This is a genomic window from Sorangium sp. So ce887 (assembly GCF_051521455.1).
GTDB lineage: Bacteria > Myxococcota_A > Polyangia > Polyangiales > Polyangiaceae > Sorangium.
In genome coordinates this window covers 11,199,532-11,219,348 of the sequence record NZ_CP150354.1, presented here as the reverse complement: position 1 = coordinate 11,219,348, position 19,817 = coordinate 11,199,532, and the positions used below count along the sequence as shown (strand labels likewise).

Annotated in this window: 18 protein-coding genes; 7 read left to right on the top strand and 11 right to left on the bottom strand. The window is 72.6% G+C overall.

Annotated features, from left to right (window positions below):
* Nucleotides 1-287: 287 nt before the first annotated feature.
* Together WMF36_RS42100 and WMF36_RS42095 are read left to right on the top strand one after the other, a co-directional pair.
* Nucleotides 288-2,672, top strand: coding sequence for a hypothetical protein (locus WMF36_RS42100; RefSeq protein WP_437576488.1), 2,385 nt, complete (start codon nucleotides 288-290; stop codon nucleotides 2,670-2,672).
* A gap of 147 nt (nucleotides 2,673-2,819) precedes the next feature.
* Entirely contained in the window at nucleotides 2,820-3,512 is a 693-nt protein-coding gene (locus WMF36_RS42095; protein ID WP_437483500.1) for a response regulator transcription factor, read from the top strand.
* Here WMF36_RS42095 and WMF36_RS42090 read toward each other — a convergent pair.
* Complete coding sequence (locus WMF36_RS42090) at nucleotides 3,494-4,426, bottom strand: M23 family metallopeptidase (RefSeq protein ID WP_437576487.1); 933 nt, start codon at nucleotides 4,424-4,426, stop codon at nucleotides 3,494-3,496. The genes WMF36_RS42095 and WMF36_RS42090 overlap by 19 nt on opposite strands.
* Before the next feature lie 157 nt (nucleotides 4,427-4,583).
* Between WMF36_RS42090 and WMF36_RS42085 the strand changes: the two genes are divergently transcribed.
* Both WMF36_RS42085 and WMF36_RS42080 read left to right on the top strand, forming a co-directional pair.
* Complete coding sequence (locus tag WMF36_RS42085; RefSeq protein WP_437576486.1) at nucleotides 4,584-5,264, top strand: HEAT repeat domain-containing protein; 681 nt, start codon at nucleotides 4,584-4,586, stop codon at nucleotides 5,262-5,264.
* Nucleotides 5,264-6,091 carry a class I SAM-dependent methyltransferase gene (locus WMF36_RS42080; RefSeq protein ID WP_437576485.1) on the top strand — a complete coding sequence of 276 codons (828 nt, stop codon included), beginning with the start codon at nucleotides 5,264-5,266 and terminating at the stop codon, nucleotides 6,089-6,091. Before WMF36_RS42085 ends, WMF36_RS42080 begins: the two co-directional genes overlap by 1 nt.
* A 46-nt stretch (nucleotides 6,092-6,137) precedes the next feature.
* Here the strand turns inward: WMF36_RS42080 and WMF36_RS42075 are convergent, their stop codons facing one another.
* Nucleotides 6,138-6,422, bottom strand: a complete 285-nt coding sequence (locus tag WMF36_RS42075) for a (2Fe-2S)-binding protein (RefSeq protein ID WP_437576484.1) — start codon at nucleotides 6,420-6,422, stop codon at nucleotides 6,138-6,140.
* A gap of 4 nt (nucleotides 6,423-6,426) precedes the next feature.
* The gene (gene queD, locus WMF36_RS42070) at nucleotides 6,427-6,789 is read right to left on the bottom strand and encodes a 6-carboxytetrahydropterin synthase QueD (RefSeq protein ID WP_437483513.1); all 363 of its coding nucleotides are present in this window, start codon (nucleotides 6,787-6,789) and stop codon (nucleotides 6,427-6,429) included.
* A gap of 116 nt (nucleotides 6,790-6,905) precedes the next feature.
* On the opposite strand from queD, the gene WMF36_RS42065 reads away from it, so the two are divergent.
* Nucleotides 6,906-7,043 carry a hypothetical protein gene (locus WMF36_RS42065; protein ID WP_437576483.1) on the top strand — a complete coding sequence of 46 codons (138 nt, stop codon included), beginning with the start codon at nucleotides 6,906-6,908 and terminating at the stop codon, nucleotides 7,041-7,043.
* Between the two features lie 27 nt (nucleotides 7,044-7,070).
* Here WMF36_RS42065 and WMF36_RS42060 read toward each other — a convergent pair whose 3' ends face one another.
* The 7 genes from WMF36_RS42060 to hemE form a co-directional block, all read right to left on the bottom strand.
* Nucleotides 7,071-8,648 carry a GAF domain-containing protein gene (locus tag WMF36_RS42060; protein WP_437576482.1) on the bottom strand — a complete coding sequence of 526 codons (1,578 nt, stop codon included), beginning with the start codon at nucleotides 8,646-8,648 and terminating at the stop codon, nucleotides 7,071-7,073.
* Nucleotides 8,649-8,801: 153 nt separating this feature from the next.
* Complete coding sequence (locus WMF36_RS42055; RefSeq protein WP_437582027.1) at nucleotides 8,802-9,923, bottom strand: acyl-CoA reductase; 1,122 nt, start codon at nucleotides 9,921-9,923, stop codon at nucleotides 8,802-8,804.
* The gene (locus tag WMF36_RS42050) at nucleotides 9,923-11,113 is read right to left on the bottom strand and encodes an acyl-protein synthetase (RefSeq protein ID WP_437576481.1); all 1,191 of its coding nucleotides are present in this window, start codon (nucleotides 11,111-11,113) and stop codon (nucleotides 9,923-9,925) included. Before WMF36_RS42050 ends, WMF36_RS42055 begins: the two co-directional genes overlap by 1 nt.
* Nucleotides 11,114-11,142: 29 nt before the next feature.
* Nucleotides 11,143-12,513 (bottom strand): aspartate aminotransferase family protein, encoded by a 1,371-nt coding sequence (locus WMF36_RS42045; RefSeq protein ID WP_437576480.1) that lies wholly within the window; start codon nucleotides 12,511-12,513, stop codon nucleotides 11,143-11,145.
* A gap of 43 nt (nucleotides 12,514-12,556) precedes the next feature.
* Complete coding sequence (locus WMF36_RS42040; protein ID WP_437576479.1) at nucleotides 12,557-13,456, bottom strand: GGDEF domain-containing protein; 900 nt, start codon at nucleotides 13,454-13,456, stop codon at nucleotides 12,557-12,559.
* Between the two features lie 989 nt (nucleotides 13,457-14,445).
* Nucleotides 14,446-15,231, bottom strand: a complete 786-nt coding sequence (locus tag WMF36_RS42035; RefSeq protein WP_437576478.1) for a class II glutamine amidotransferase — start codon at nucleotides 15,229-15,231, stop codon at nucleotides 14,446-14,448.
* Between the two features lie 45 nt (nucleotides 15,232-15,276).
* Nucleotides 15,277-16,326, bottom strand: coding sequence for a uroporphyrinogen decarboxylase (gene hemE, locus WMF36_RS42030; RefSeq protein WP_437483530.1), 1,050 nt, complete (start codon nucleotides 16,324-16,326; stop codon nucleotides 15,277-15,279).
* 247 nt (nucleotides 16,327-16,573) lie between these two features.
* On the opposite strand from hemE, the gene WMF36_RS42025 reads away from it, so the two are divergent.
* Nucleotides 16,574-17,167: a hypothetical protein gene (locus tag WMF36_RS42025; protein WP_437576477.1), complete on the top strand. Its 594-nt coding sequence runs from the start codon at nucleotides 16,574-16,576 to the stop codon at nucleotides 17,165-17,167.
* 6 nt (nucleotides 17,168-17,173) lie between these two features.
* Here WMF36_RS42025 and WMF36_RS42020 read toward each other — a convergent pair whose 3' ends face one another.
* Nucleotides 17,174-18,361: an amidohydrolase gene (locus WMF36_RS42020; protein WP_437576476.1), complete on the bottom strand. Its 1,188-nt coding sequence runs from the start codon at nucleotides 18,359-18,361 to the stop codon at nucleotides 17,174-17,176.
* A 142-nt stretch (nucleotides 18,362-18,503) separates the two neighbouring features.
* On the opposite strand from WMF36_RS42020, the gene WMF36_RS42015 reads away from it, so the two are divergent.
* A complete protein-coding gene (locus tag WMF36_RS42015; protein ID WP_437576475.1) occupies nucleotides 18,504-19,637 on the top strand; it encodes an FAD:protein FMN transferase in 1,134 nt (377 codons plus the stop codon).
* Nucleotides 19,638-19,817 lie beyond the last annotated feature (180 nt).

Here is a 19,817-nt window from a genome sequence, read left to right as displayed (position 1 = left end):
TGGAGACGCTCGAAGCGCGGCGGCGGCATCTCGTTTGCTACGGCGCCCTGCGGCGGGTCCGAGCGGGCCGGCAGGTCGAATTGACAGCGTTCCGGTCGGGTCCTTACCATCGAGCTCCCGTCGAGCCGCGGATCGCCTGCGGAAGTCGGTCGTGGGCCCGTGGACGACGGGCCCTTTCAGTGGCTTGACCGCCGCGCAACTGGATCGGTGGTCGAAAGGAAAGTCCAATGATGACGCGGATTGAGCGTGAGAGGAGGCGCCCGTGGAGGGGCGCGGCGAGGCTCGCCATGGCGGGCCTCCTGGTAGCGGGCACAGGCAGCGCCTTCGGATGTCTGAACCGCCCCATCGCCACGAACGAGCCCCGCACGACGTCGACGATCGTCGAGCGGCTGACCCAGAGCTCGGTCGACAAGATCGACCTCCTCCTGGCCATCGACAACTCGGGCTCGATGGCCGACAAGCAGGACATCCTCGCCACCGCGATCCCCGACCTCGTGCAGGGTCTCGTCAACCCGCGCTGCATCCACAAGAACGGCACGGAGGCCCCCAGGACGGTCTCGTCGCCGAACGAGGACTGCGATCCGGACTTCGCGCGCGAGTTCGAGCCGGTCAAGGACATCCACATCGGCATCATCAGCTCGAGCCTCGGCGGCTACGGCTCGGGCGCTTGCCCGCAGGGTACGAGCATCTCGAACGTGGACATGGCGCACCTCCTCGCGCGCGAGACCGAGGACGACCCCACGAACAACCTCCCGACCTACCTCGACAGGGGCTTCCTGGCCTGGGACCCCGATCAGAAGCGCGGCGCGGGAGAGCCGAACGTGCCCGACGCCGACGACGGCGAGGCGGACATCCAGGGCGACACGAACGCCGACCTCAACGACACGTCGCTCGTCCAGCAGCTCACGGCGATGGTCAAGGGCACGGGGCAGTCCGGCTGCGGTTTCGAGGCGCAGCTCGAGAGCGTGTACCGATTCCTCGTCGACCCGGACCCGTACGAGTCGATCGATATCCTGGAAGACCAGGACAACGTCGCCGTGCCGGTGGGCACGGATCCGGTCGTCATCGAGCAACGCACCCGGTTTCTCCGGCCGAGCTCGCTCCTCGCCATCATCATGCTCAGCGACGAGAACGACTGCTCGATCCGCGCGGAGGGCCGCAACTACCTCGTCGCCGAGACCGGTGGGAACTTCCGCATGTGGCGGCCCCGCGCCGAGTGCGCCACCGACCCGAACGACCCGTGTTGCAGGTCGTGTAGCCAGAAACAAGACGGCTGCGAGATCCAAGAGGCATGCACGGGCACGGACGGCTACCCCGCCCGGCTGAGCAAGGCGGAGGATCCGGTCAACTCCCGCTGCTGGGACCAGAAGCGCCGGTTCGGCTTCGACTTCCTCCACCCGATCGATCGCTACCGGCGCGGCTTCACCGAGGCCCGGGTCAAGAACCGCCAGGGCGATCTCGTCCCGAACCCGATCTTCAGCGATCTGGATCCGACCGACTTGGACTCCTCCGTCCGCGATCCCGGGCTCGTCTTCTTCGCCGGCATCGTCGGTGTGCCGTGGCAGGACATCGCGCGCCAGAACGCGCAGGGCGAGCCGGACCTCATGAACGGCCTCAACGAGAACAACGAGCCGGTCGGCGGGTTCAAGAACGCGACCGAGCTCGGCGCCCCGTTGCTCGACAACGCGTTCAACAGCACCTGGGAGCTCATCCTCGGCGACCCCGCGAACCACGTGCCGCCGAAGGATCCCTTCATGGTCGAGTCGATGACGCCGCGCTCGGGCATGAACCCGATCACCCGCGACGCGATCGTCACGCCGGAGCAGACGGGCTGGAACACCATCAACGGCCGGGAGTACACGATCCCGGCGGACGGCACCGGCGACCTCCAGTACGCGTGCATCTTCGATCTCCCCGAGTCGAAATCCTGCGAGGGGAGCAACCAGAGCTGCGACTGCAGGGTGCTGGGCGGCCAGACGAACGACAACCCGCTGTGCCAGCCGGAGGGCACGAACAATCAAGAGGACCCGGCGCCCAGGACGACGACGCAGATCAAGGCGAAGGCCTACCCGGGCCTCCGCGAGCTGCATCTCATCCGGGAGCTCGGGCCCCAGGGCATCGTCGGCTCGGTGTGCCCGGCCCAGCTCGACAACACCAACCGGGCCGACTACGGCTACCGGCCGGCGATCGGCGCCATCATCGATCGCCTGAAGACCGTGCTCGGCGGCCAGTGCCTGCCGCGCACCTTGACCCCCACCGACGAACAGCAGGTTCCCTGCCTGATCCTCGAGGCGCGCAACTCGCAGGGCCAGTGCACCTGCGACAAGCCGCTGGGGCGCACCGAGGTGACTTCAGATCACCAGCCCGCGAAGGATGAGGTGCTCTCCCTCGACATCGCGAAGGTCTCCGGCTGGGACTGCGTGTGCGAGATCCAGCAGCTCGCGGGCGACGAGGCTCAAGCGTGCAGGACCAACCCCAACGAGAACGTCGAGTCCGGCGGTCAGGCGGTGCACGGGTGGTGCTACGTCGACCCGTCGATCCGGCTCGGCGAGCCGACCATCGTCGCCGACTGCCCGTCGACCGAGCAGCGCAAGATCCGGTTCACGAACGAGGGCGACGCCCAGACGGGGGCCACGCTGTTCATCACCTGCTCCGGCGAGTCCGGCGGGTAGGCTGACGGCCGACTGATCCGCGGCGCGCGGGGCCGATCGCGAGATCGCGCCCCGCGCCGCCTTTTGTGGCCCCGGAGGGGCTCCGGCGAGCCGGCCGGCAGGGCGCTCGCGGGGCCCGTCGGGTTTGTGCTAAGACCGCACTCCGTCGTGGCGGCACGCAAGAAGATCCTGATCATCGAGGACGAGCCTCACATCGTGCTGGGGCTGACGGATGCCCTCGAGTTCGAGGGCTTCTCGGTGGCATCGGCCTCGAAGGGGAAGGACGGCGTGCAGCTCGCGCGGCAGGAGAAGCCGGACGCGATCCTCCTCGACCTCATGCTCCCCGACACCAACGGCTTCAAGGTCTGCGAGGACCTGCGCCGCTGGGACGCGTTCGTGCCGATCATCATGCTGACGGCCCGCGGCCAGGAGATCGACAAGATCCGCGGCCTCGACGCGGGCGCCGACGACTACGTGACCAAGCCGTTCAGCGTGGGCGAGCTCATCGCGCGGCTGCGCGCCCTCTTCCGCCGCGCCGCCCGGCCGGCCGAGGCGCCGGTCGAGGTGTTCACCATCGGCAACGTGCAGGTCAACATGACCGCCCACACGGTCTCGCGTGGCTCGCGCTCGGATCAGCTGTCGTTCTACGAGGTCGAGCTCCTGCGCCTCCTGCACGAGCGCCTGGGCCAGCCGGTCTCGCGCGAGGAGATCCTCCAGAAGATCTGGGGGATCGAGGCCGGGCCGTCGAACCGCACGGTCGACAACTTCATCGTCAAGCTGCGCAAGAAGGTCGAGCGCTCGCCCGACAAGCCGGAGCACATCCTCACGGTCTACGGCTTCGGCTACAAGCTCGCGCCCTGACGCAGCGGCAGCACGTTGCGCAGGTCGCACGGCACCGTCACCGCGGCGTCGGTGATGCGCTTCGGGTCGCGATCCGAGAGGCGCGCGCCCTCGCGGAGCTGCCGCGCCTCGAGGTGCAGCCGGACGAGGCCCAGGCTGCCGGTTTCGCCAGCGTACCCGACCACGTCCCCCGCGTCGAGGCGCGCGCCCGCCACGACGCCGGGGCCAGGGCGATCGAGGTGGCCGTGGAGCACGACGTACCTGCGCACCCGGTCGGCCTCGCGCACGTCGTGCGCCGTGGCGACCGTGATCCCCGACAGCTCGCCGACGAAGACGACCTCGGCCTTCCCCTCCTGGCCCTCGAGCCTCAGCGCCGCCACCCGCTCGCCCCGCGCCGCCGCGATCTCGACCCCGCCGGCCCAGGACGGCGGCTCGGGCCGCGCGGCGCCGATCGCGGCCACGGGGCCCGCTGGAGGCGGCGCGCCCGCCTGGGCTGGAGCGCCCTCGACGAGAAGGAACCCGGGCGGCTGATCCGGCGCGCCGATCGGGAACGCGTACGCGGCGGCGCTCGCCGGACGCTCGGGCCGGCGGGGGATGTGCTCGTAGGCCTGGCCGCGCGCGCCCGCCCCGGCGGGACGCGCCCCGGCGGGGCCGGAGAGCGCCGCCGCGCCGCCTTCGGGGAGCGGCGCGCCCGGCGCGGGCAGCGGGATGCACGCGGCGCCCTCCGGCACGGTGCGGGGACCGCAGAGCGCCGCCGCGCCCGCCGCGCCGCGCGCCGCGGCCGCCGGAGGGACGATCGCGGGCGGCGGCGGCGAGGGGTCGTCGAGACCGCCGAGCGCAAGGACGAGGGCGGACGCCGCCGCGCCGCGCACGAGCGGGGAAGGGGAGACCGCCGCCCTCGTCGGGCGGGCTTGCGGTGAGCCGGACGCGCGCATGCCTCGAACGGTCTACCGTATCGCGCGCGGCTGGCGAGCGCGATACGGCGCCGCCGGGCCGGCGTGGCCGTGCCCGCCGTGGACGGGAATCCGCGGGGAACAGGCCCTTGCTGCCTGCCAGCTTGCGGAGGCGGCGCGCTGTTGATAGCTCCTCTTCGTGCAAAATCGCCAAGCTATCGAGACGACCCTGAACAAGCTGTTCGACGCGGAGCGCACGGCTCGCCGGCTCCACGACGATCTGGCCGCCATGCCCGGCGATGCGTTGCTGGACGTCCTCACCGCCGCGATCGCGAGCGCGACGCGCGAGAACGATGAGGACGAGGCGGCGCTCCGGCTGGTGCGCATCGCGTCGCTGCTCGGCGAGCACGAGGGCCCGCGCGCGCTCGACGCCCTCATCGACGTGCTCGCCTCGGAGCACCCCGAGGCGCGGCAGGCGGCGGGCGAGGAGATCGAGTTGCTCGCCTACGACCGGTTCAAGGAGGTCGCGCAGGCGATCGAGCGGGCGCTCAAGCGATTGCCGCTCGGGTCGTCCGCGCTGCCGGAGCTGCCGTACCTCATCGCCGAGGTGCCGGAGCCGGGCGTGCCGAAGCTGCTCGGTCAGTTCCTTGGCCACCAGGATCCGGACGCGGTGGCGGCGGCGATCGAGACCCTTGTCGAGATCGGCGACCCGGCGCACGCGCCGCTGATCCAGCCGCTGCTCGGCGACAAGCGCACGGTCGAGCTGGCGGACGACGGCGGCGAAGACGCGACGTCGGAGGTCACGATCGGTGAGCTCGCCGAAGAGGCGCTCGGCCTGCTCGCGCCCTACGACGAGGAGGAAGAGGACGGGGTCGCCTGATGATCGGCCCGCCGCTGAGCGCGGCGGACGCCGTGTTGTTCGAGCACGCGGTCGTCCCGCGCTACATCTCGTTCTTCGCCTCGCTGGCGGTGGACATGCTGCTGCCCTCCGAGGCGGCGCGCATCGTCCACCTCGGCTGCCGGAGCGGCTTCCCCGACGCGATCGTGGCCGACAAGCTGCCCGGCGCGACCCTCGTGGGCGTGGACGGGTCCGCCGCCGCGCTCGATCTCGCGCGCGCCAAGGCGGCGCTGTTCTCCGGGATGAACGCGAGCTACGTGCTCGCCGACGCGCTGCCGACGCCGCTGCCGGACGCGAGCTTCACCCACGCGTTCACGCTGCACCCGGTCTGCCGCCCGGATGAGCGGGCGCAGCTCCTCGCCGAGCTGCACCGGGTCCTGGTCCCCGGCGGCCAGGCGCTCATCGCGCTGCCGCTGCGCGGCTCGTTCCCGGAGGTGGCCGACATCGCGCGGGAGTGCGCGCTCAAGCAGGACCTCTCGGAGCTCGGCGCGGCGGTCGACGCCGCCTCCGCCAGCCGCCCGACCCTCGAGACCATCGCCGAGGAGATCGAGGGCGCGGGGTTCGACGAGGTCGAGGTCGACGTCCAGCTCATCGCGGTGTCGTTCGACAGCGGACGCGAGTTCCTCGAGGACCCCATCTCGAGGCTGATGGTGATCCCCGAGGCGACGGCGATGCTCGATCTCGAGCCGCAGATCATCGACTCGATGCTCAAGTACCTGCACCACGCGGTCTCGAAGTACTGGTCCGAGGGCGTGTTCGAGCTGACCGTGAACGTCGGGTGCGCGAGCGCGCGGCGGCCGCTCGGCTGACGATCGACCCGGAGCGCCGAGCCGGGCGATCGAGGCGCCGCCGGCGCTAGCGGTCGTGCCCGCCGCCGCGGAGGCCGAGCTCGTCGAGCCCGGCGAGCGCCGCGAGCGAGACCGGGTGGTACGGGGGCCGCGGCGTGATCGGCTTCTGGACGTCGCCCCCGCGCTCCTCGATGAGCCGCGCGCAGAGCGCGAGGCACCACTTGCCCTGGCACCAGCCGGTGCCGAAGCCCGTGTAGCGCTTGACGGACTCGATGTCCCTGTAGCCGCGCTCCATCGCGGCCTCGAGCTCGTGCAGGGTGACGTCCTCGCAGCGGCAGACGAGCGTCTTCATCGACCTAGTCGCCCTCGTACTCGCAGCGCGCGTCGCAGGTCTCGAAGATGGTGACCCGGCTCAAGGACGGCAGCGACGGCGTGAGGCGGTTCCAGATCCACCGGGCGAGCACCTCGCTCGTCGGGTTCTCCAGCCCGGGGACATCGTTCAGGTAATGGTGATCGAGCAGGTCGTGGAGGGGAGCCCAGGCCTCGTAGAGGTGGCTGTAGTCGATGAACCACCCCGTCTCCTCGTTCACGGGGCCGCGGATCGCGACCTCGACCTTGAAGCTGTGACCGTGGAGGCGCGCGCACTTGTGCCCCTGGGGCACCTTGGGAAGGCGGTGGGCGGCCTCGAAGCGGAACTCATGCACGAGACGGACGTTCATTGGAGCAGCGGTCATGGGGCGGGTGCAGTGAGGCGTCAACGCCCGGCGGCCTCGCGGGGGTCGCGGCGCGAGGTACGGGGTTCCCTCGAGGGGCTCGAGCGGCTATACCCCCGGCCATGCCGCAAAAGCCCGCAGTGAGAGCCAAGAAGAAGCGACGCGACACGAAGCGCCTGGCGAACTGGCGCGCCAAGAAGGAGCTGCAGAGCGCCCAGGGAACGTCGCCGGCCAATCCGGCCGCGCAGCCCAGCAGCTGAGCCGCGAGCACCGGCCCCCGCCGGTGCTCAGCTCGCCGGCTCGTCCTCTTCGTCGTCCGGCTCCGGCCCTGGCCCTGGCGAGGAGGGCTCTTTGCGCCGCGCAGCGCGAACCGTCGCGACCTCGGCCCGGGACGGGTTGATCACGAGAAAGCCGTGGTCCGCGTCGAGGAGCGCGACGTCGCCCGGTGACGCCCAGCGGAACGCGCCCGCCACATCCACGATCGACGGCACGCCGAGCAGCTGGAGCAGCACGAGCGAGCGCGGCCCGGACCGGTCGCTGAGCGCGACGCCGACCGGGTTGGCCCGGGCGGAGATCAGGAGATCGAACACCGTCAGCTGGTCGCCGACGAGGACCGCCTTCGACGGGAGCTCGGCCCGGGCGTCCGGGGTCGCCAGCATCAGGATCGCGTCGCAGAGGTCCTCGATGTCGCGGGCGCGGTCCTGCAAGAACGGGTCGCCGACGATCCCGTTGGCGGCTCGCGCCACCTCGCGGGCGACCGTCCCGAGCGCCTGCGCGACGCTGTGCCCGCCGGCCGCGAGCTCGAAGGCGCGCGCGCGCAGGCGGCCGTCGCCGATCATCAGGAGGTAGGTCGAGAGGAACGCCGCGTCCTGCGCGATCCCCCGCTCCGCCGCGCGGGCGTGGAGGTCGACGAGCGCCTTCTCCGCGATGTCGAAGGCGAGCCGCAGGAGCTTCGGATCGCCGCGATCCCGCTGCGGGCCGAGCGACGAGCTGGCCGGCCGCCGCAGGGCCGCGATCGCGCCGAGCGCGCGACCCGGGACGACGGGCAACCCCGGCAGCGTGACCTTGCGCGTGCCCCCGCCCGTGCGCCGCCGCCGCTCGCGCAGCTCGTCGAGCACCTGCGCGTGGCGCGCGCCGGCCGCGATCGGCGCCGTCAGGGCCATGAGGAGCTCGACGTCCCGCGCCGTGAAGGCGCGATCCCCCGCCCGCTGCACGACGAGGGCGCCGAGCGGACGGCCGCTGCCCAGGATGGGGGCGGCCAGGAAGACCGGGAACCGTTCCTCGTGGAGCTCCGGGAACGCGCGGTAGCGCTCGTGCTCGGTCGCCTGGACGACCGAGATCGGGCGCAGGCACTCGACCGCCATGCCCGTGATGCCCTGCCCGACCGAGAGCCGCACCGTGCCGCGCGCCTCGCGCGGGAAGCCGACGTTGCCGCGCAGCACGAGCTCGTCGCCGTCGCCCTCGAGGAGGTACAGCGACGCCACGTCGGCGCCGAGGATCGCGGCGATCCGCTGCGGCGCCTCGTCGAGGAGGAGCGACAGCGGCATCGGCTTCGCCACGAAGGCCAGGTACTCGATGACGAGATCCAGGCGCTCGTCGCGGCGTACCTGGATCCTGGCGGAGGCGACCGACGGCGGGGCGTCCTCGGCATCCGCCTCGCCGTCGGGCTCCGCGGCGCCGGCCGAGCTGCCGGCCGGGTCGCTCGGCGCCGCGGAGCCCCCGTCGACGTCGAGCGCGTCCTGCGCGCCGGCCATGCGCCTCTCCCGTGTGCCCTCCACGCCGAGCGGCGCCGCGGACGGGCTCGCGATCGCCGCGAGCTCCGTGGGCGGGTGGGTCGCCTTCGGATCATCGGTGCGCGACGACATACGACGATCGCTATCACACACCGTCGCTCGAGCGCACCTCGCACGCATCCGCCCGGACCTCGCCGCGGTTCAGGCCGCGTCGGCGGCGCGCTGAGCGCGCCTTCGGCGTGCCGCCCGCCCGCCTCGGCGCGGCCGGCGGCAGGTCACCGGACGTCAGAGCGTCCGCAGATCGACCGGGCCGTCCAGGGGCGGGCGCTGCATCCACCCCAGCGCCGAGACCCGCGCGCGCGGCGCCGCGGCGGACGCGGCGCGCGCGAGCTGCCCGCCGCCGCCCGCGCCGATCGCGGTGATCGCGCCGCGGATCGGCGCGAGCAGCGCCGGAGCCGCCTCGGCGCTGCTCGCCGCGACGTGGACGACGCGCGCCGCGGGCGGCAGCAGCAGCGACCGCGGCGCCAGATCCACGCCGACCCCGTGCCCTTCGCCCTCCCAGAACGAGCCCACGGCCTCGAGGGTGGCCCGGTACATGGCCACCTCGGCGCGCGCGGCGCCGTCGAGCGGCCCGCGCGGGACGCGCGCGCCCGCCTCTGCGAGCGCCGCGTGCAGGGCGCGCGCGAGCGCCTCCGCGCGCTCGGCCGGGCCCTCCACCAGCACGAAGCGCGGCGACAGGCAGCCGCGCTGATCGAACGGCACGACGTCGTCGGCGATGTCCCGCGCCGCCTCCGCGAGGCGCGCGTCGGGGCCGACCACGGCGAGCCCGAGGCCGGCGCCGTGCCCGCGCACGAGCACGCCGCGGCCGGCCTGGACCCGCAGCGTCGCCACGGTCTGGTCCGAGCCGTAGATGTGCAGCTCGGCGCGCGGCGCATCGCCGGGCGCGCCCTCGCCGGCCGCCCGCGCCCCGGCGTCCCCGAGCGCGACGTCCGTGACCAGCGCGATGGCGCCGCCTTCGCGGCCGAAGCCCTCGTCGGCCTGCAGCGCGCGCACGAGGAGCTCCGCGACGACGGGATCGCGGCGAGACGGGCGCACGAAGACCTCCGGCGCCGTTGCCACCGCGACGGCGATGGCGCGCAGCGGCGCCGTGCAGACGTTGGCGGCGAGGACCACGTGGCAGCGGCGCGCGCGCCCCGAGGTCGCCACGAGCGCGTCGAGCTCGCCGCGGCTCGGCGCGACCTCGAGGTGGCGGCCGAGCGCGAGCTCCACGCCCTCGGGGGAGAGGCCGCTCGTGGAAGGCAGCCGCCGGCGCGCCTCCTCGCCCAGCGGATCGCGCGCGTCCGCGATCCTCGCCGCCGCGGCGATCACGCGCTCGACCCGGCGGCGCCGCGCCGCGCCCTCGTCCATCACGGGCCGCCGCCGAGCATCTGGTCGATCGCGATCGAGCAGCCGCGCGGCGGCGCCCCGGACGCGCGGCCCAGGAGCTCGACGCCCTCGTCGGTGACGCGCACGCGATCGGCGGTCTGGATGGCGACGGCCGAGTCGACGTTCGCGAGATCGACGATCCGCGCGAGCCCGATCTCGCCCGCGGGGAGCGGCGCGAGCGTCCCTGGGTCGACCGCGGTGACCCGCGTCCAGGGCGGCGCGAGGTAGAGCCCCGGCGCGGGGCCCTGTCTGCCGGCGAGCGTCGCCGCGAGGGTGCCCTCGTAGAGCTGGCTGGAGAGCTCCGTCATGCCGTACTCGCCCACGACGTGCGAGAGGGGCACCCCGAGCGACCGCGCGATCGACGCCCGCAGCTCCTCCGCGGGCACCTCGCGCGAGCGGCCCTTGTAGCCGCCGGTCTGCATGACGCGGCTCCCTTCGGGCAGCTGCGTCGCGCCCTCGGGCAGCTGCGCCTCGAGCAGGTGGACGAACGCGAACGAGGTGCCGAGCACGATCGCCGGCTCGCCCGAGGCGCGCGCCTCGCCGCACGCGCGGGCGAACCCCGCGGCGTCCAGCTCGCCGTCGCGCACGTGCCAGCTCGCCGGCCCCGCGAGGCGCGCGGCGAAGCGATCGATCATGAACCCGAGCGACGAGTCCGGGACCTCGTCGAGCGGCGGCGCGAGGACGAGCGCCCGGAGCCGCGCGCCGTCGGGCCACAGGAGGCGCTCCCCCCAGGCGACCGCGGCGAGCTCGTACGTCGCCGTGGTGCGGAACGGGTGCTCGCCGCGGGACGCCGCGCCGAGGGAGGTCCCGCTCGTGCGGAAGACGCGCTCGTCCGCCCCGGATGGGTGAGCCGCGACGCGCGCGAACCGGAAGACGTCGCACGGCACCGCGGGGATCTGCGCCGCGCGCTCCATCGCGTCGACGTCCGCGCCGCGCGCCTTGAAGAGGCGGGCGACCGGCGCGCAATGCGCGGCCTGGTGCCGGGCGAGGGCGATCGCGAGCGCATCGAACGTCTCCGGGAGCGCGGCGTCCGCCCCGCGCTCGCCCTGCTGAGAAGAGGCCGCCGCCGCCCGGCCGGCGCCGGGCGAGCCCGCCCTGTCCGCGAGGAGCGACGCCTCGATGAACGCCCGCGCGCGGCGGTGCAGCGCCTCGCTCTGATCGATCGGTCCCACGGGACCGGGATAGCACGCGCCGGCCGCGTCTAGGCCGAGAGCACGCGCGCCAGCGCGCCGGCCGCGGCCGCCAGCAGCGCCTCGGGGATGGTGAGCGCCGGCGTCAGCGTCAGCGTCTCGCCGCGCACCCCGCCCGTGAGGACCAGGTAGCCCTCGGCCAGCATCCCGCGCATGGCCCTCAGCCCGAGCTCGGCGCTCTCCAGCTCCACGCCGACCATGAGCCCGGCGCCTCGCACGTCGACGACGCCCGCTCCGCGCCGGAGCGCCCCCCGGAGCACGTCCTGGAAGCGCGCGCCCACGTCGCGCGAGCGCGCCGCCAGCTGGTCTGCGTCCAGGGCGTCGAGCGTCGCGAGCGCGGCGCTCGAGGCGAGGGGCGATCCGGAGTGCGTCGAGGTGTGGACCACCTCTCCCTCTCGCGCCCACGCGCGCATGATGGGCTCGGGCGCGACGCACGCGGAGATGGGGAGCCCGCCGCCGAGCCCCTTGCCGAAGCAGAGGATGTCCACGGGCGCCCCGAGCGCTCCCGTGCGCGTCATCGCCCCCGACCGACCGAGGCCGGTCCAGATCTCGTCCGCGATCACGAGCGCCCCGTGCCGGTGCGCCGCGTCGCAGACCGCGCCCAGAAACGCGTCGGGCGGAACGACGCAGCCGCCCCGCCCGAGGATCGGCTCGAGGAGGACCGCGCCGACCTCGCCGCCGCGCAGCGCCGCCTCGACGGCGTCGAGCGAGCGCGCGGCGCCCGCCTCGTCGCGCGGGTACGGCGCGAACGTCACGCGCCGGTTGAGCTGCTCCGCGAAGGGGGCGCGGTAGCTCTCGCGCAGCCCGCACGCCGCGAGCGGGGCGTACCCGAGGCCGTGGTACGCGCCCTCGAAGGCGACGAGCCCCGGCCGCCCGGTCGCGAGCGCCGCCGTCTTGATCGCCGCCGTGATCGCGTCGCTGCCGCTCTGGCCGAGCAGCGCCATGGGCGCGGGCCCGGGGTGCAGCGCCGCGAGGCGCTCCAGCAGGGTGATCTTCACGTCGGCCGAGTACACGTCGCCGAGGGCGAGCGTCAGCCGCGACAGCTGCTCCTCCGCCGCGCGCCGCACCGGCGCCGCCGCGTGGCCGAGCAGCAGCGCGCCGAAGCCCGCGCACAGGTCGACGTAGCGGTTGCCGTCGACGTCGCACACGTTCGCGCCGTGCCCGTGCGACAGCACGATCGTCAGCATATCGGCGCCGCTCTTCTGCGCCCGCGCCTCGCGGCGCCGGCCGAAGGCGGGGCACTCGACGCGCTCGAGCCGCTCGAGGGCGCTCCGCGACCGGGGACCAGGCGGCGGCACCAGGATCTCGGGCAGCGCTGCGCCGCCCTCCGCGCCCGGCGCCGCCGGCAGCGGCAGCGGCAGCGGCAGCTCGCTGTTCGGCATCGTCGTTCCTCCGCCGGGATCTAGCGCGCCCGCGGCCCGGAGCTCAGGCGCAAACCCGATTTCTCCCGCTGTTCTTCGCGTGGTAGAGGCGCTCGTCGGCGCGCTTGATGAGGTCGTTCGCGGTGCGATCGCCCTCCTGCAGCAGCGCCACGCCGACGCTGATCGTCACGCGGATGCTGTCGGCCTGGAAGACGAAGAGGTGCTCCGCGACCTTCTGTCGCAGCGTCTCGCCGAGCGCCGCGGCGCCCTCGATGGACGTCTCGGGCAGGATGATGGCGAACTCCTCGCCGCCGTACCGCGCAAAGACCACATCGCGGCGGATGCGGCTCTGCACGATGCGCGCGACCTCCTTCAACACGAAATCGCCGGCCAGGTGGCCGTGGACATCGTTGATGCGCTTGAAGTGGTCGATGTCGAACAGGAGGATCGCGAGGTCCCGCTCGTGGCGGCGGCCGCGGATGATCTCGCGCTCGAGCGCCTCGTAGAGGTAGCGCTTGTTGTGGATCTGCGTGAGACCATCGATGATGGTCATCCGGTAGATCTCTTCGTGGTATTGCGCCTCCACGTCGGCGCCGGACAGGAATTTGAAGATCGTGGGGCCGATCTTCACCCTGTCTCCGTTCTTCAGCACCACCTCGCGGGAGATCTGCTCATCGTTGCAGTACGTCCCGTTGGTGCTCCCGTCGTCGACGATCATCCAGGCGCTCGGCCGCTGCTCGAAATGGGCGTGCCGCCGTGAGACGGAGTCGCCGTCGAGCACGATGTGGTTGTCCGCCCCCCGGCCGACCCGCGTCGGGTTGTTCTCCAGCACGAACCGCTTGCCGAGCAGCGTGGGCTCCTTCGTGTAGATCACGACCAGGCAGTCGGTCGTGTTCTTGCTGCCGCCGCCCGGTGGGGGCTGGACCACCTGCGTTACACGAGTCTTTTCGTCGAAGTCACTCACGCGCGCTCAGCCCAACCCGTCGTGCGACCTAGCCTCGACATCGTTCGAGCTCTTTCCGAGACGGAACCTACCGGGGCGCGGCTCTGCAGTCGCGATCCAACGGCTCGATATGCCCTAGCTCGCCCAACGTCAAAGCGTACTGACATGCCCCGACTCCCGTCAAGACGGCCATCCGGGCGGAGCCGTCTTCGGTGCTTCCTCCGCCTTCCCGACCCGACAACGGCGCACGTCGCCCTCTGCGCTCCGTCGTACCCTTCCACGCTCTCGGCTTGTTCCCCGCACGCCGTCCGCCCCTCGCCGCCGCTTGCTCTGCACTGCATCGCCTGTGCTCGCTGACGCGCCTTGTGGGGCGTTGTGCGCTTGTATCGCAGTGGACGCGCCGCCCCTGTCTCTCGTGCAGCCCGCGCTGCCGTCGATGCGGCTCTCTCTATGCGTTTCCCGGGCGCGCCGCCACCCATCCGGCGAGCGGTTGAGCCGGCAGGGGAGAGAATGGTTCGCTGGAGCACGATGTGTCTGTTCGGCTGGCATGCCCGCGTTCTGCGGGGATGAGGCTCTGTGAGTTCTGCCTCAAAACCAGGGCGCATCACAACGCTGAACTGAGCGCTGCGCGCGCCGCGACCGCGCTGCGCGCGGGCCTCTTTGCGAGCCGTGCCGGTTGGTTGACTTGGCATACGGGGTGCGTAGGATAGACCTGCGTCGCGGCGGAGACCTTCCCCCCCCAGGTCCGTCGCGACGTTTTTCATTTCAGGCTGCCCCGTGCCCCTCTCCACCCTCGGCGCGGCCGCGTGTTCCTTCCTGGGATGATTCCCGGAACAGCTCGTTCCTCGGCTAGCGATCATGCTCCGTCGCTGCTGGAACGGTTTGCCTCGAAAGGCATCAACGAGCCCAGCCGGAGAAGGCATCGAGAAACCGACCTCGGCAGCAAGTAGAGTATTGACGACCCGAGCGCTGCCGGGCGGGTGCCGGCGCGAGAGCCCGGGCGGCGTCGGTCACGAGGGCGACGGGAGCGTCGCGCGCAGCTCGCCGCCATCGAATACCCAGAGCTCGCCCGGTCGTCCCTGGGTCCAGGCTTCGTTGGCGGTCAGCGGGGTCGTCGCGACCACGGCGACGCGATCCTTCGGGGTCGTGACCGCGGAGAAGTCGACGCGGATGTCGTCGTCCACGAGCGTCGCGATGCCGAACGGGGCTTTGCGGACGATGTAGCAGAGCCGGGTCGCGCAGCGGGCGAAGAGGTGGCGCCCGTCGCCGAGCAGGAAGTTGAACGTGCCGTCCCGGCCGAGCTCGCTGCCCAGCGTCGCGATCGCCTCCCAGAGCTCGCTGGTCCGGCGCGGGTAGGCGGGGAACGCGCTGCGGAGCCCCTCCAGCAGGTAACAGAACGCGTGCTCGCTGTCGGTCGTGCCGATGGGGTTGAAGCGGCCCAGCGCGCGGCGCCGGACGCGGCGCAGCGTGCCGTTGTGCGCGAAGACCCAGTGGCGTCCCCAGAGCTCCCGCACGAACGGGTGCGTGTTGGCGAGCAGGACGTCGCCGCGGGTGCGGCGCCGGATGTGGCCGATCGCGAGCAGCGTCTTGATCGGGGTCTCGCCGAGGAACCGCGCCAGCGGGCTATCGCAGGCGGGGCTCGGGTCGAGGAAGACGCGCGCGGCGCGCCCCTCGAAGAACGCGAGGCCCCACCCGTCGGCGTGAGGCCCGGTGCGGCCGCCCCGGTGCCGGAGGCCGTTGAACGAAAAGACGATGTCGGTGGGGACGTTGCACTCCATCCCGAGGAGCTCGCACATGCTCGCGGCGGGACCATATCACCCCGGGAGGGGTGAGGCGCAGCATCAACGATCGGGCTCGCCCTGAAGCGACGCGCGCGGGATGGAGTGGACGAGATCGATGACCGCCTTCACGGTGTCGACCGGCGTCTCCGGGATGATGCCGTGGCCGAGGTTGAAGATGTGCCCCGCGCGCCCGCCGGCCTCGGCGAGCACCGCCCGCGCGCGGCGCTCGGCGACGGCGCGCGGCGCGCAGAGCAGCAGCGGATCGAGGTTGCCCTGCAGGGCGCGGTCGTGGCCGATGCGCTGCCACGCCTTGTCGAGCGGCGTGCGCCAGTCGACGCCGATCACCGTGCCGCCGGCGTCGCGCTGCGCCTCGAGGAGCGCCCCCGTGTTCGTGCCGAAGTGGATGACCGGGACCCCGGTCGCCTCGAGATCGCGGAGGATGTACCGCACGTGCGGCTGCACGTGCTCGCGGTAGTCGTCGATCGAGAGCGAGCCGACCCACGAGTCGAACAGCTGCACGGCCTGCGCGCCGGCGGCGACCTGGGCGCGCAGCAGGCGGCGGACGACCTCGGAGATCTTGCCCATGAGCGCCGACCACGCCTCGGGATCGCTCCACATCAGCTGCTTCGTGAGCCGGTAATCGCTCGATTTGCCCCCCTCGACGAGGTAGCTCGCCATGGTGAACGGCGCGCCGGCGAAGCCGATGAGCGGCGTCTTGCCGTCCAGCTCCTTGCGGATGAGGCGCACGGCGTCGAGCACGTAGCCGAGGCCCTCCTCGGGCTCGAACACGCGCAGCCGCTCGATGCCGGCCCGGTCGCGCACCGGCTCGTGGATGACCGGCCCCTCGCCCTTCGCGAACTCGAAGGGGGCGCCCATGGGCTCGAGCGGCAGCAGGATGTCGGCGAAGAGGATCGCCGCGTCCATCCCGAGCCGCAGCGGCTGGAGGGTCACCTCGAGGGCGAGCTCGGGCGTCTTGCAGATCTCGAGGAGCGTGTATTTCTTCCTGAGCTCGCGGTACTCGGCCATGTACCGGCCGGCCTGGCGCATGAACCATATGGGCGTCACATCGGTCGGCTCACGCCGGCAGGCGCGCAGGAAGCGATCGTGCATGGAAGGCTCCAGGATGGGTCGAGGGGGCGCCCTCGGGGCGTACCTTCATGTCCGTTCAGCCATCTCCCGGCAATGGGTTTCTGGGAGCGCCGGGCCGTGGCTTTCCGGGAACGCCTGACCCTGTATTTTTGGGAGCGCGGCGGCCGACCGGGGGGGTGGGCGGGCCAAGGGGCGACCCAAGCACCGGGCCTAGCGCCGTGTAGACTAGGAATCTATGGCGCGTCCTTCCAGACCTCCCGGCTTTGACATGACGTACAGGCCCGAGAAGCGCATCGCGTTCGGGCCGCCGATGAAGGAGCGCATCCCGGCGCTGCTCTACCTCGGCTTCGCCCTCACCGTCTCGGCGGTGATCTTCTATGGCCAGAACGCGCCTTCGAGCTCGCGGATCTTCCAGTACGTCGTCGAGGGGGATCGCCATCGGCTCGTGCCCTCGAGCGTGTGCGCCATCATCCTGTGCGTGAGCGCGCTCGCGATGGTGCTGCGCGAGCAGATGCGCGGCGTGATCGTGCACCCGGACGGGATCGAGCTGCGCGAGCTGCTCGGGTTCGGGCTGCCGCGCGTGCGGCGCTTCGCCTGGTCGCAGATCGACCGCATGGCGGTGCCCTCCGCGCAATCGACGGCCGGCGCCGCCGGCGGCGCGGGCGCGGCGAACGGGGGCAAGCTCGCGAGCAACGTCCGGCTGGATCTCTGGGACGGGTCCCGCACGTGGCTGCCGGACGTGGGAGACAGGATCGCGCTGTCGGTGATGCTGGAGCGGGTGGCCCTGGCGCGGGCGATCCCGATCGAGGGGGGGACCGGGCTGATGGACGACCTCGGCAGCCCCCTCCAGGACGACGGCTGACCTGGCCTAGGCCGCGCTCGCGCCGGCCTTCCGCTGCGCGAACTCCTCGCGCACGCCCCTCCGCAGCTCGGGATCGAGCAGGAGATCCGCGCACGTCATCGCCATCGCCTTGGCGGCGATCAGCATCGAGTCCTGGCCGGAAGCGCTCGCGGCCTTGGCGGCGAACGCGTGCTGGTGGCAGGTCGTCTCTCCCTTGCCGCAGATCGCGATCCACGGGTGGATGGCGGGGAGCGCGTGGGACACGTCGCCCATGTCGGTCGAGCCGGTGCCGACGGCGGGGTCCATTTCGACCGGCGAGCGGCCGAGGGCGCGCAGGTGCTCGCCGAAGCGGCGCGCCATTTTCCGGTTGTTGACCATGTTCTTGTAGCCGCCCTGGTCGACGAGGGTGAGCTCCACGCCGCTCGCCATGGCCGCGCCGTGGGCGCAGCGCTCGACGATCCCCCGCACGCGGGCGAGCTCGTCGGTGTCGAGGGCGCGGACCGAGAACTCGGCCACCGCGACCTCCGGGATGATGTTGACCGCCTGGCCGCCGTTCTTGATGAACCCGTGCACCCGGACGCCGTCGCGGAAGTGGACGCGCTGGCCGTCGATCAGCCGGAAGGTGTCGAGGCAGGCCGTGAGCGCGCTGTTCCCGTCCCACGGCGCGAGCGCGGCGTGCGACGGCTTGCCGCGGAACTGGAGCTCGAGCCAGGTGCTGGCCAGCGTGTCGTGGGCGAGCAGGTCGCGGTCGAACGGGTGGAACATCATCGCGGCGTCGACGCCCTCGAAGGCGCCCGCCTCGAGCAGCCGGATCTTGCCGCCGCCCCCCTCCTCGGCGGGCGTCCCGACCAGATCGATGGTGCCGGCCAAGGCGTCCTTCTGCAGGGCCAGCGCGAGGAAGGCGCCGAGCGCCCCCGCGGCGATCAGGTTGTGCCCGCAGGCGTGGCCGATCTCCGGGAGGGCGTCGTACTCGGCGAGGATGGCGAGGTGGGGGCCCTGGCCCTGCCCGATGCGCGCGCGCAGCGAGGTGGGCATGCCGGCGAGCCCGCGCTCGACCTGGATGCCGTTCTTCTCGACGGCCTCGGCGAGCCACGCCGCGGCCTTGTGCTCCTCGAACCGGAGCTCGGGGCTCGCGTGGATGCGCGCGGCGATCTCGCGGAGCTCCGGGGCGAGGTCGTCGATGTCACGCGCGATGCGGCTCGGGTCGAGGCTCATGGGCGGGCGATACTACCCTGGATCCGCGCGCCTCGCCTGGGCCATGGTGGCGCCGGCGGAGGAGCTCCGCCGGCGGCGCCCGTCCGCGACGATGCCGCGCGGTCGGGCGTTCTCGCGGTTCTCATGGAGTCAGGATCCTCGAATGGTCGGACTGCGCTGCGCTTCGCTCCTCCTCGGCTTCGCGGCGATGCTCGCGCCGCCCGCGCTCGCCGCGTGCGACGCCCCGCGCGCGCGTCAGGAGGCCCCGCCGGCGGCCTCGAGCGCGGCGCGTGCGCCGGACCGGGGCGTGGCGGCGCAGGCAGGGCCCGCCCGCGTCGCGGTCGAGGCGCGGGCGATGGGGACGAGCCTGCTGCTCGCCACCCACACGAGCGCGGCGATGGACGAGGCGGCGATCAGGGCCAGGCTGGAAAAGGCGATCGCCGAGATCCGCAGGCTCGAGGGGCTCATGACGACCTGGCGGCCGGAGAGCGAGCTGTCGCGGGTCAACGCGGCGGCCGGGAAGGGCGCCGTGGAGGTGAGCCCGGAGTCGCTCGCCGTGATCGAGAAGAGCCTCTGGATCAGCGAGCGCTCCGGGGGGGTCTTCGACATCACCTTCGAGGCGATGCACGGGCTCTGGAAGTTCGATGAGGACATCGACGACAACGTGCCGCGGAGGGACGATGTCGAGCGGGCGCGGGCGCTCATCGATTACAGACAGATCAAGCTCGATCGCGCGCAGCGCACGGTGATGCTCGGGAAGCCGGGAATGCGGATGAGCCTCGGGGGGATCGCGAAGGGCTACGCCGTCGACGCCGCGGCGCGGGTGCTGCGGGCGGAGGGGCTCTCGTCGTTCTTCGTCCAGGCAGGCGGGGACCTCTACATCGCCGGGAAGAAGCCGGACGGGTCACCATGGCGGGCGGGTGTCCGGGATCCGCGCGGCAAGGACGCGAACGACTACTTCGCGATGATCGAGGTCGAGGACCACGCGTTCTCGACGGCGGGCGACTACGAGCGGAGCTTCATCAAGGAGGCCAGGCGCTACCACCACATCCTCGATCCGCGGACGGGATTCCCGGCGTCCGAGAGCCGGAGCGTCACCATCTGGGCGAAGGACGCGCTGACCGCGGACGCGGTCGACGACGCGGTGTTCATCCTGGGGGCCGAGAAGGGGCTCGCGCTCGTCGAGTCGATCGAGGACTGCGGGGCGGTGATCGTCGACCGGAGCAACAAGGTGTGGGTGTCGAAGCGGCTCGGCGGGAAGGTCGAGGTGCTCCGCCAGCCGACGGATGGGCTGTAGGCGAGGCTGGCGCGGGGGACGCGCTGTGGGGAGGGCGCCTTCGTGCGCGGAGAGGGCTAGTGGCGGGCGTGGGGGTTCCGGCGGGAGAACGAGGGCCTCGGTGGGCCGGCGGAAGGCTTCCGTCGCGCGGGCGGGGGTTGGAACGCGCAGCTGCGGATGTGACCGTATCGCTACTGGGGC

Excerpts from the sequence above, each read along its gene's own strand:
- WMF36_RS42090 (WP_437576487.1), bottom strand. The coding sequence starts at position 4,426 with ATGCGCGCGTCCGGCTCACCGCAAGCCCGCCCGACGAGGGCGGCGGTC.
- WMF36_RS42020 (WP_437576476.1), bottom strand. The coding sequence starts at position 18,361 with ATGAGCCTCGACCCGAGCCGCATCGCGCGTGACATCGACGACCTCGCC.
- WMF36_RS42045 (WP_437576480.1), bottom strand. The coding sequence starts at position 12,513 with ATGCCGAACAGCGAGCTGCCGCTGCCGCTGCCGCTGCCGGCGGCGCCG.
- WMF36_RS42075 (WP_437576484.1), bottom strand. The coding sequence starts at position 6,422 with ATGAAGACGCTCGTCTGCCGCTGCGAGGACGTCACCCTGCACGAGCTC.
- WMF36_RS42035 (WP_437576478.1), bottom strand. The coding sequence starts at position 15,231 with ATGTGCGAGCTCCTCGGGATGGAGTGCAACGTCCCCACCGACATCGTC.
- WMF36_RS42015 (WP_437576475.1), top strand. The coding sequence starts at position 18,504 with ATGGTCGGACTGCGCTGCGCTTCGCTCCTCCTCGGCTTCGCGGCGATG.
- queD (WP_437483513.1), bottom strand. The coding sequence starts at position 6,789 with ATGAACGTCCGTCTCGTGCATGAGTTCCGCTTCGAGGCCGCCCACCGC.
- WMF36_RS42060 (WP_437576482.1), bottom strand. The coding sequence starts at position 8,648 with ATGTCGTCGCGCACCGATGATCCGAAGGCGACCCACCCGCCCACGGAG.
- hemE (WP_437483530.1), bottom strand. The coding sequence starts at position 16,326 with ATGCACGATCGCTTCCTGCGCGCCTGCCGGCGTGAGCCGACCGATGTG.
- WMF36_RS42025 (WP_437576477.1), top strand. The coding sequence starts at position 16,574 with ATGACGTACAGGCCCGAGAAGCGCATCGCGTTCGGGCCGCCGATGAAG.
- WMF36_RS42080 (WP_437576485.1), top strand. The coding sequence starts at position 5,264 with ATGATCGGCCCGCCGCTGAGCGCGGCGGACGCCGTGTTGTTCGAGCAC.
- WMF36_RS42065 (WP_437576483.1), top strand. The coding sequence starts at position 6,906 with ATGCCGCAAAAGCCCGCAGTGAGAGCCAAGAAGAAGCGACGCGACACG.
- WMF36_RS42055 (WP_437582027.1), bottom strand. The coding sequence starts at position 9,923 with ATGGACGAGGGCGCGGCGCGGCGCCGCCGGGTCGAGCGCGTGATCGCC.
- WMF36_RS42100 (WP_437576488.1), top strand. The coding sequence starts at position 288 with ATGGCGGGCCTCCTGGTAGCGGGCACAGGCAGCGCCTTCGGATGTCTG.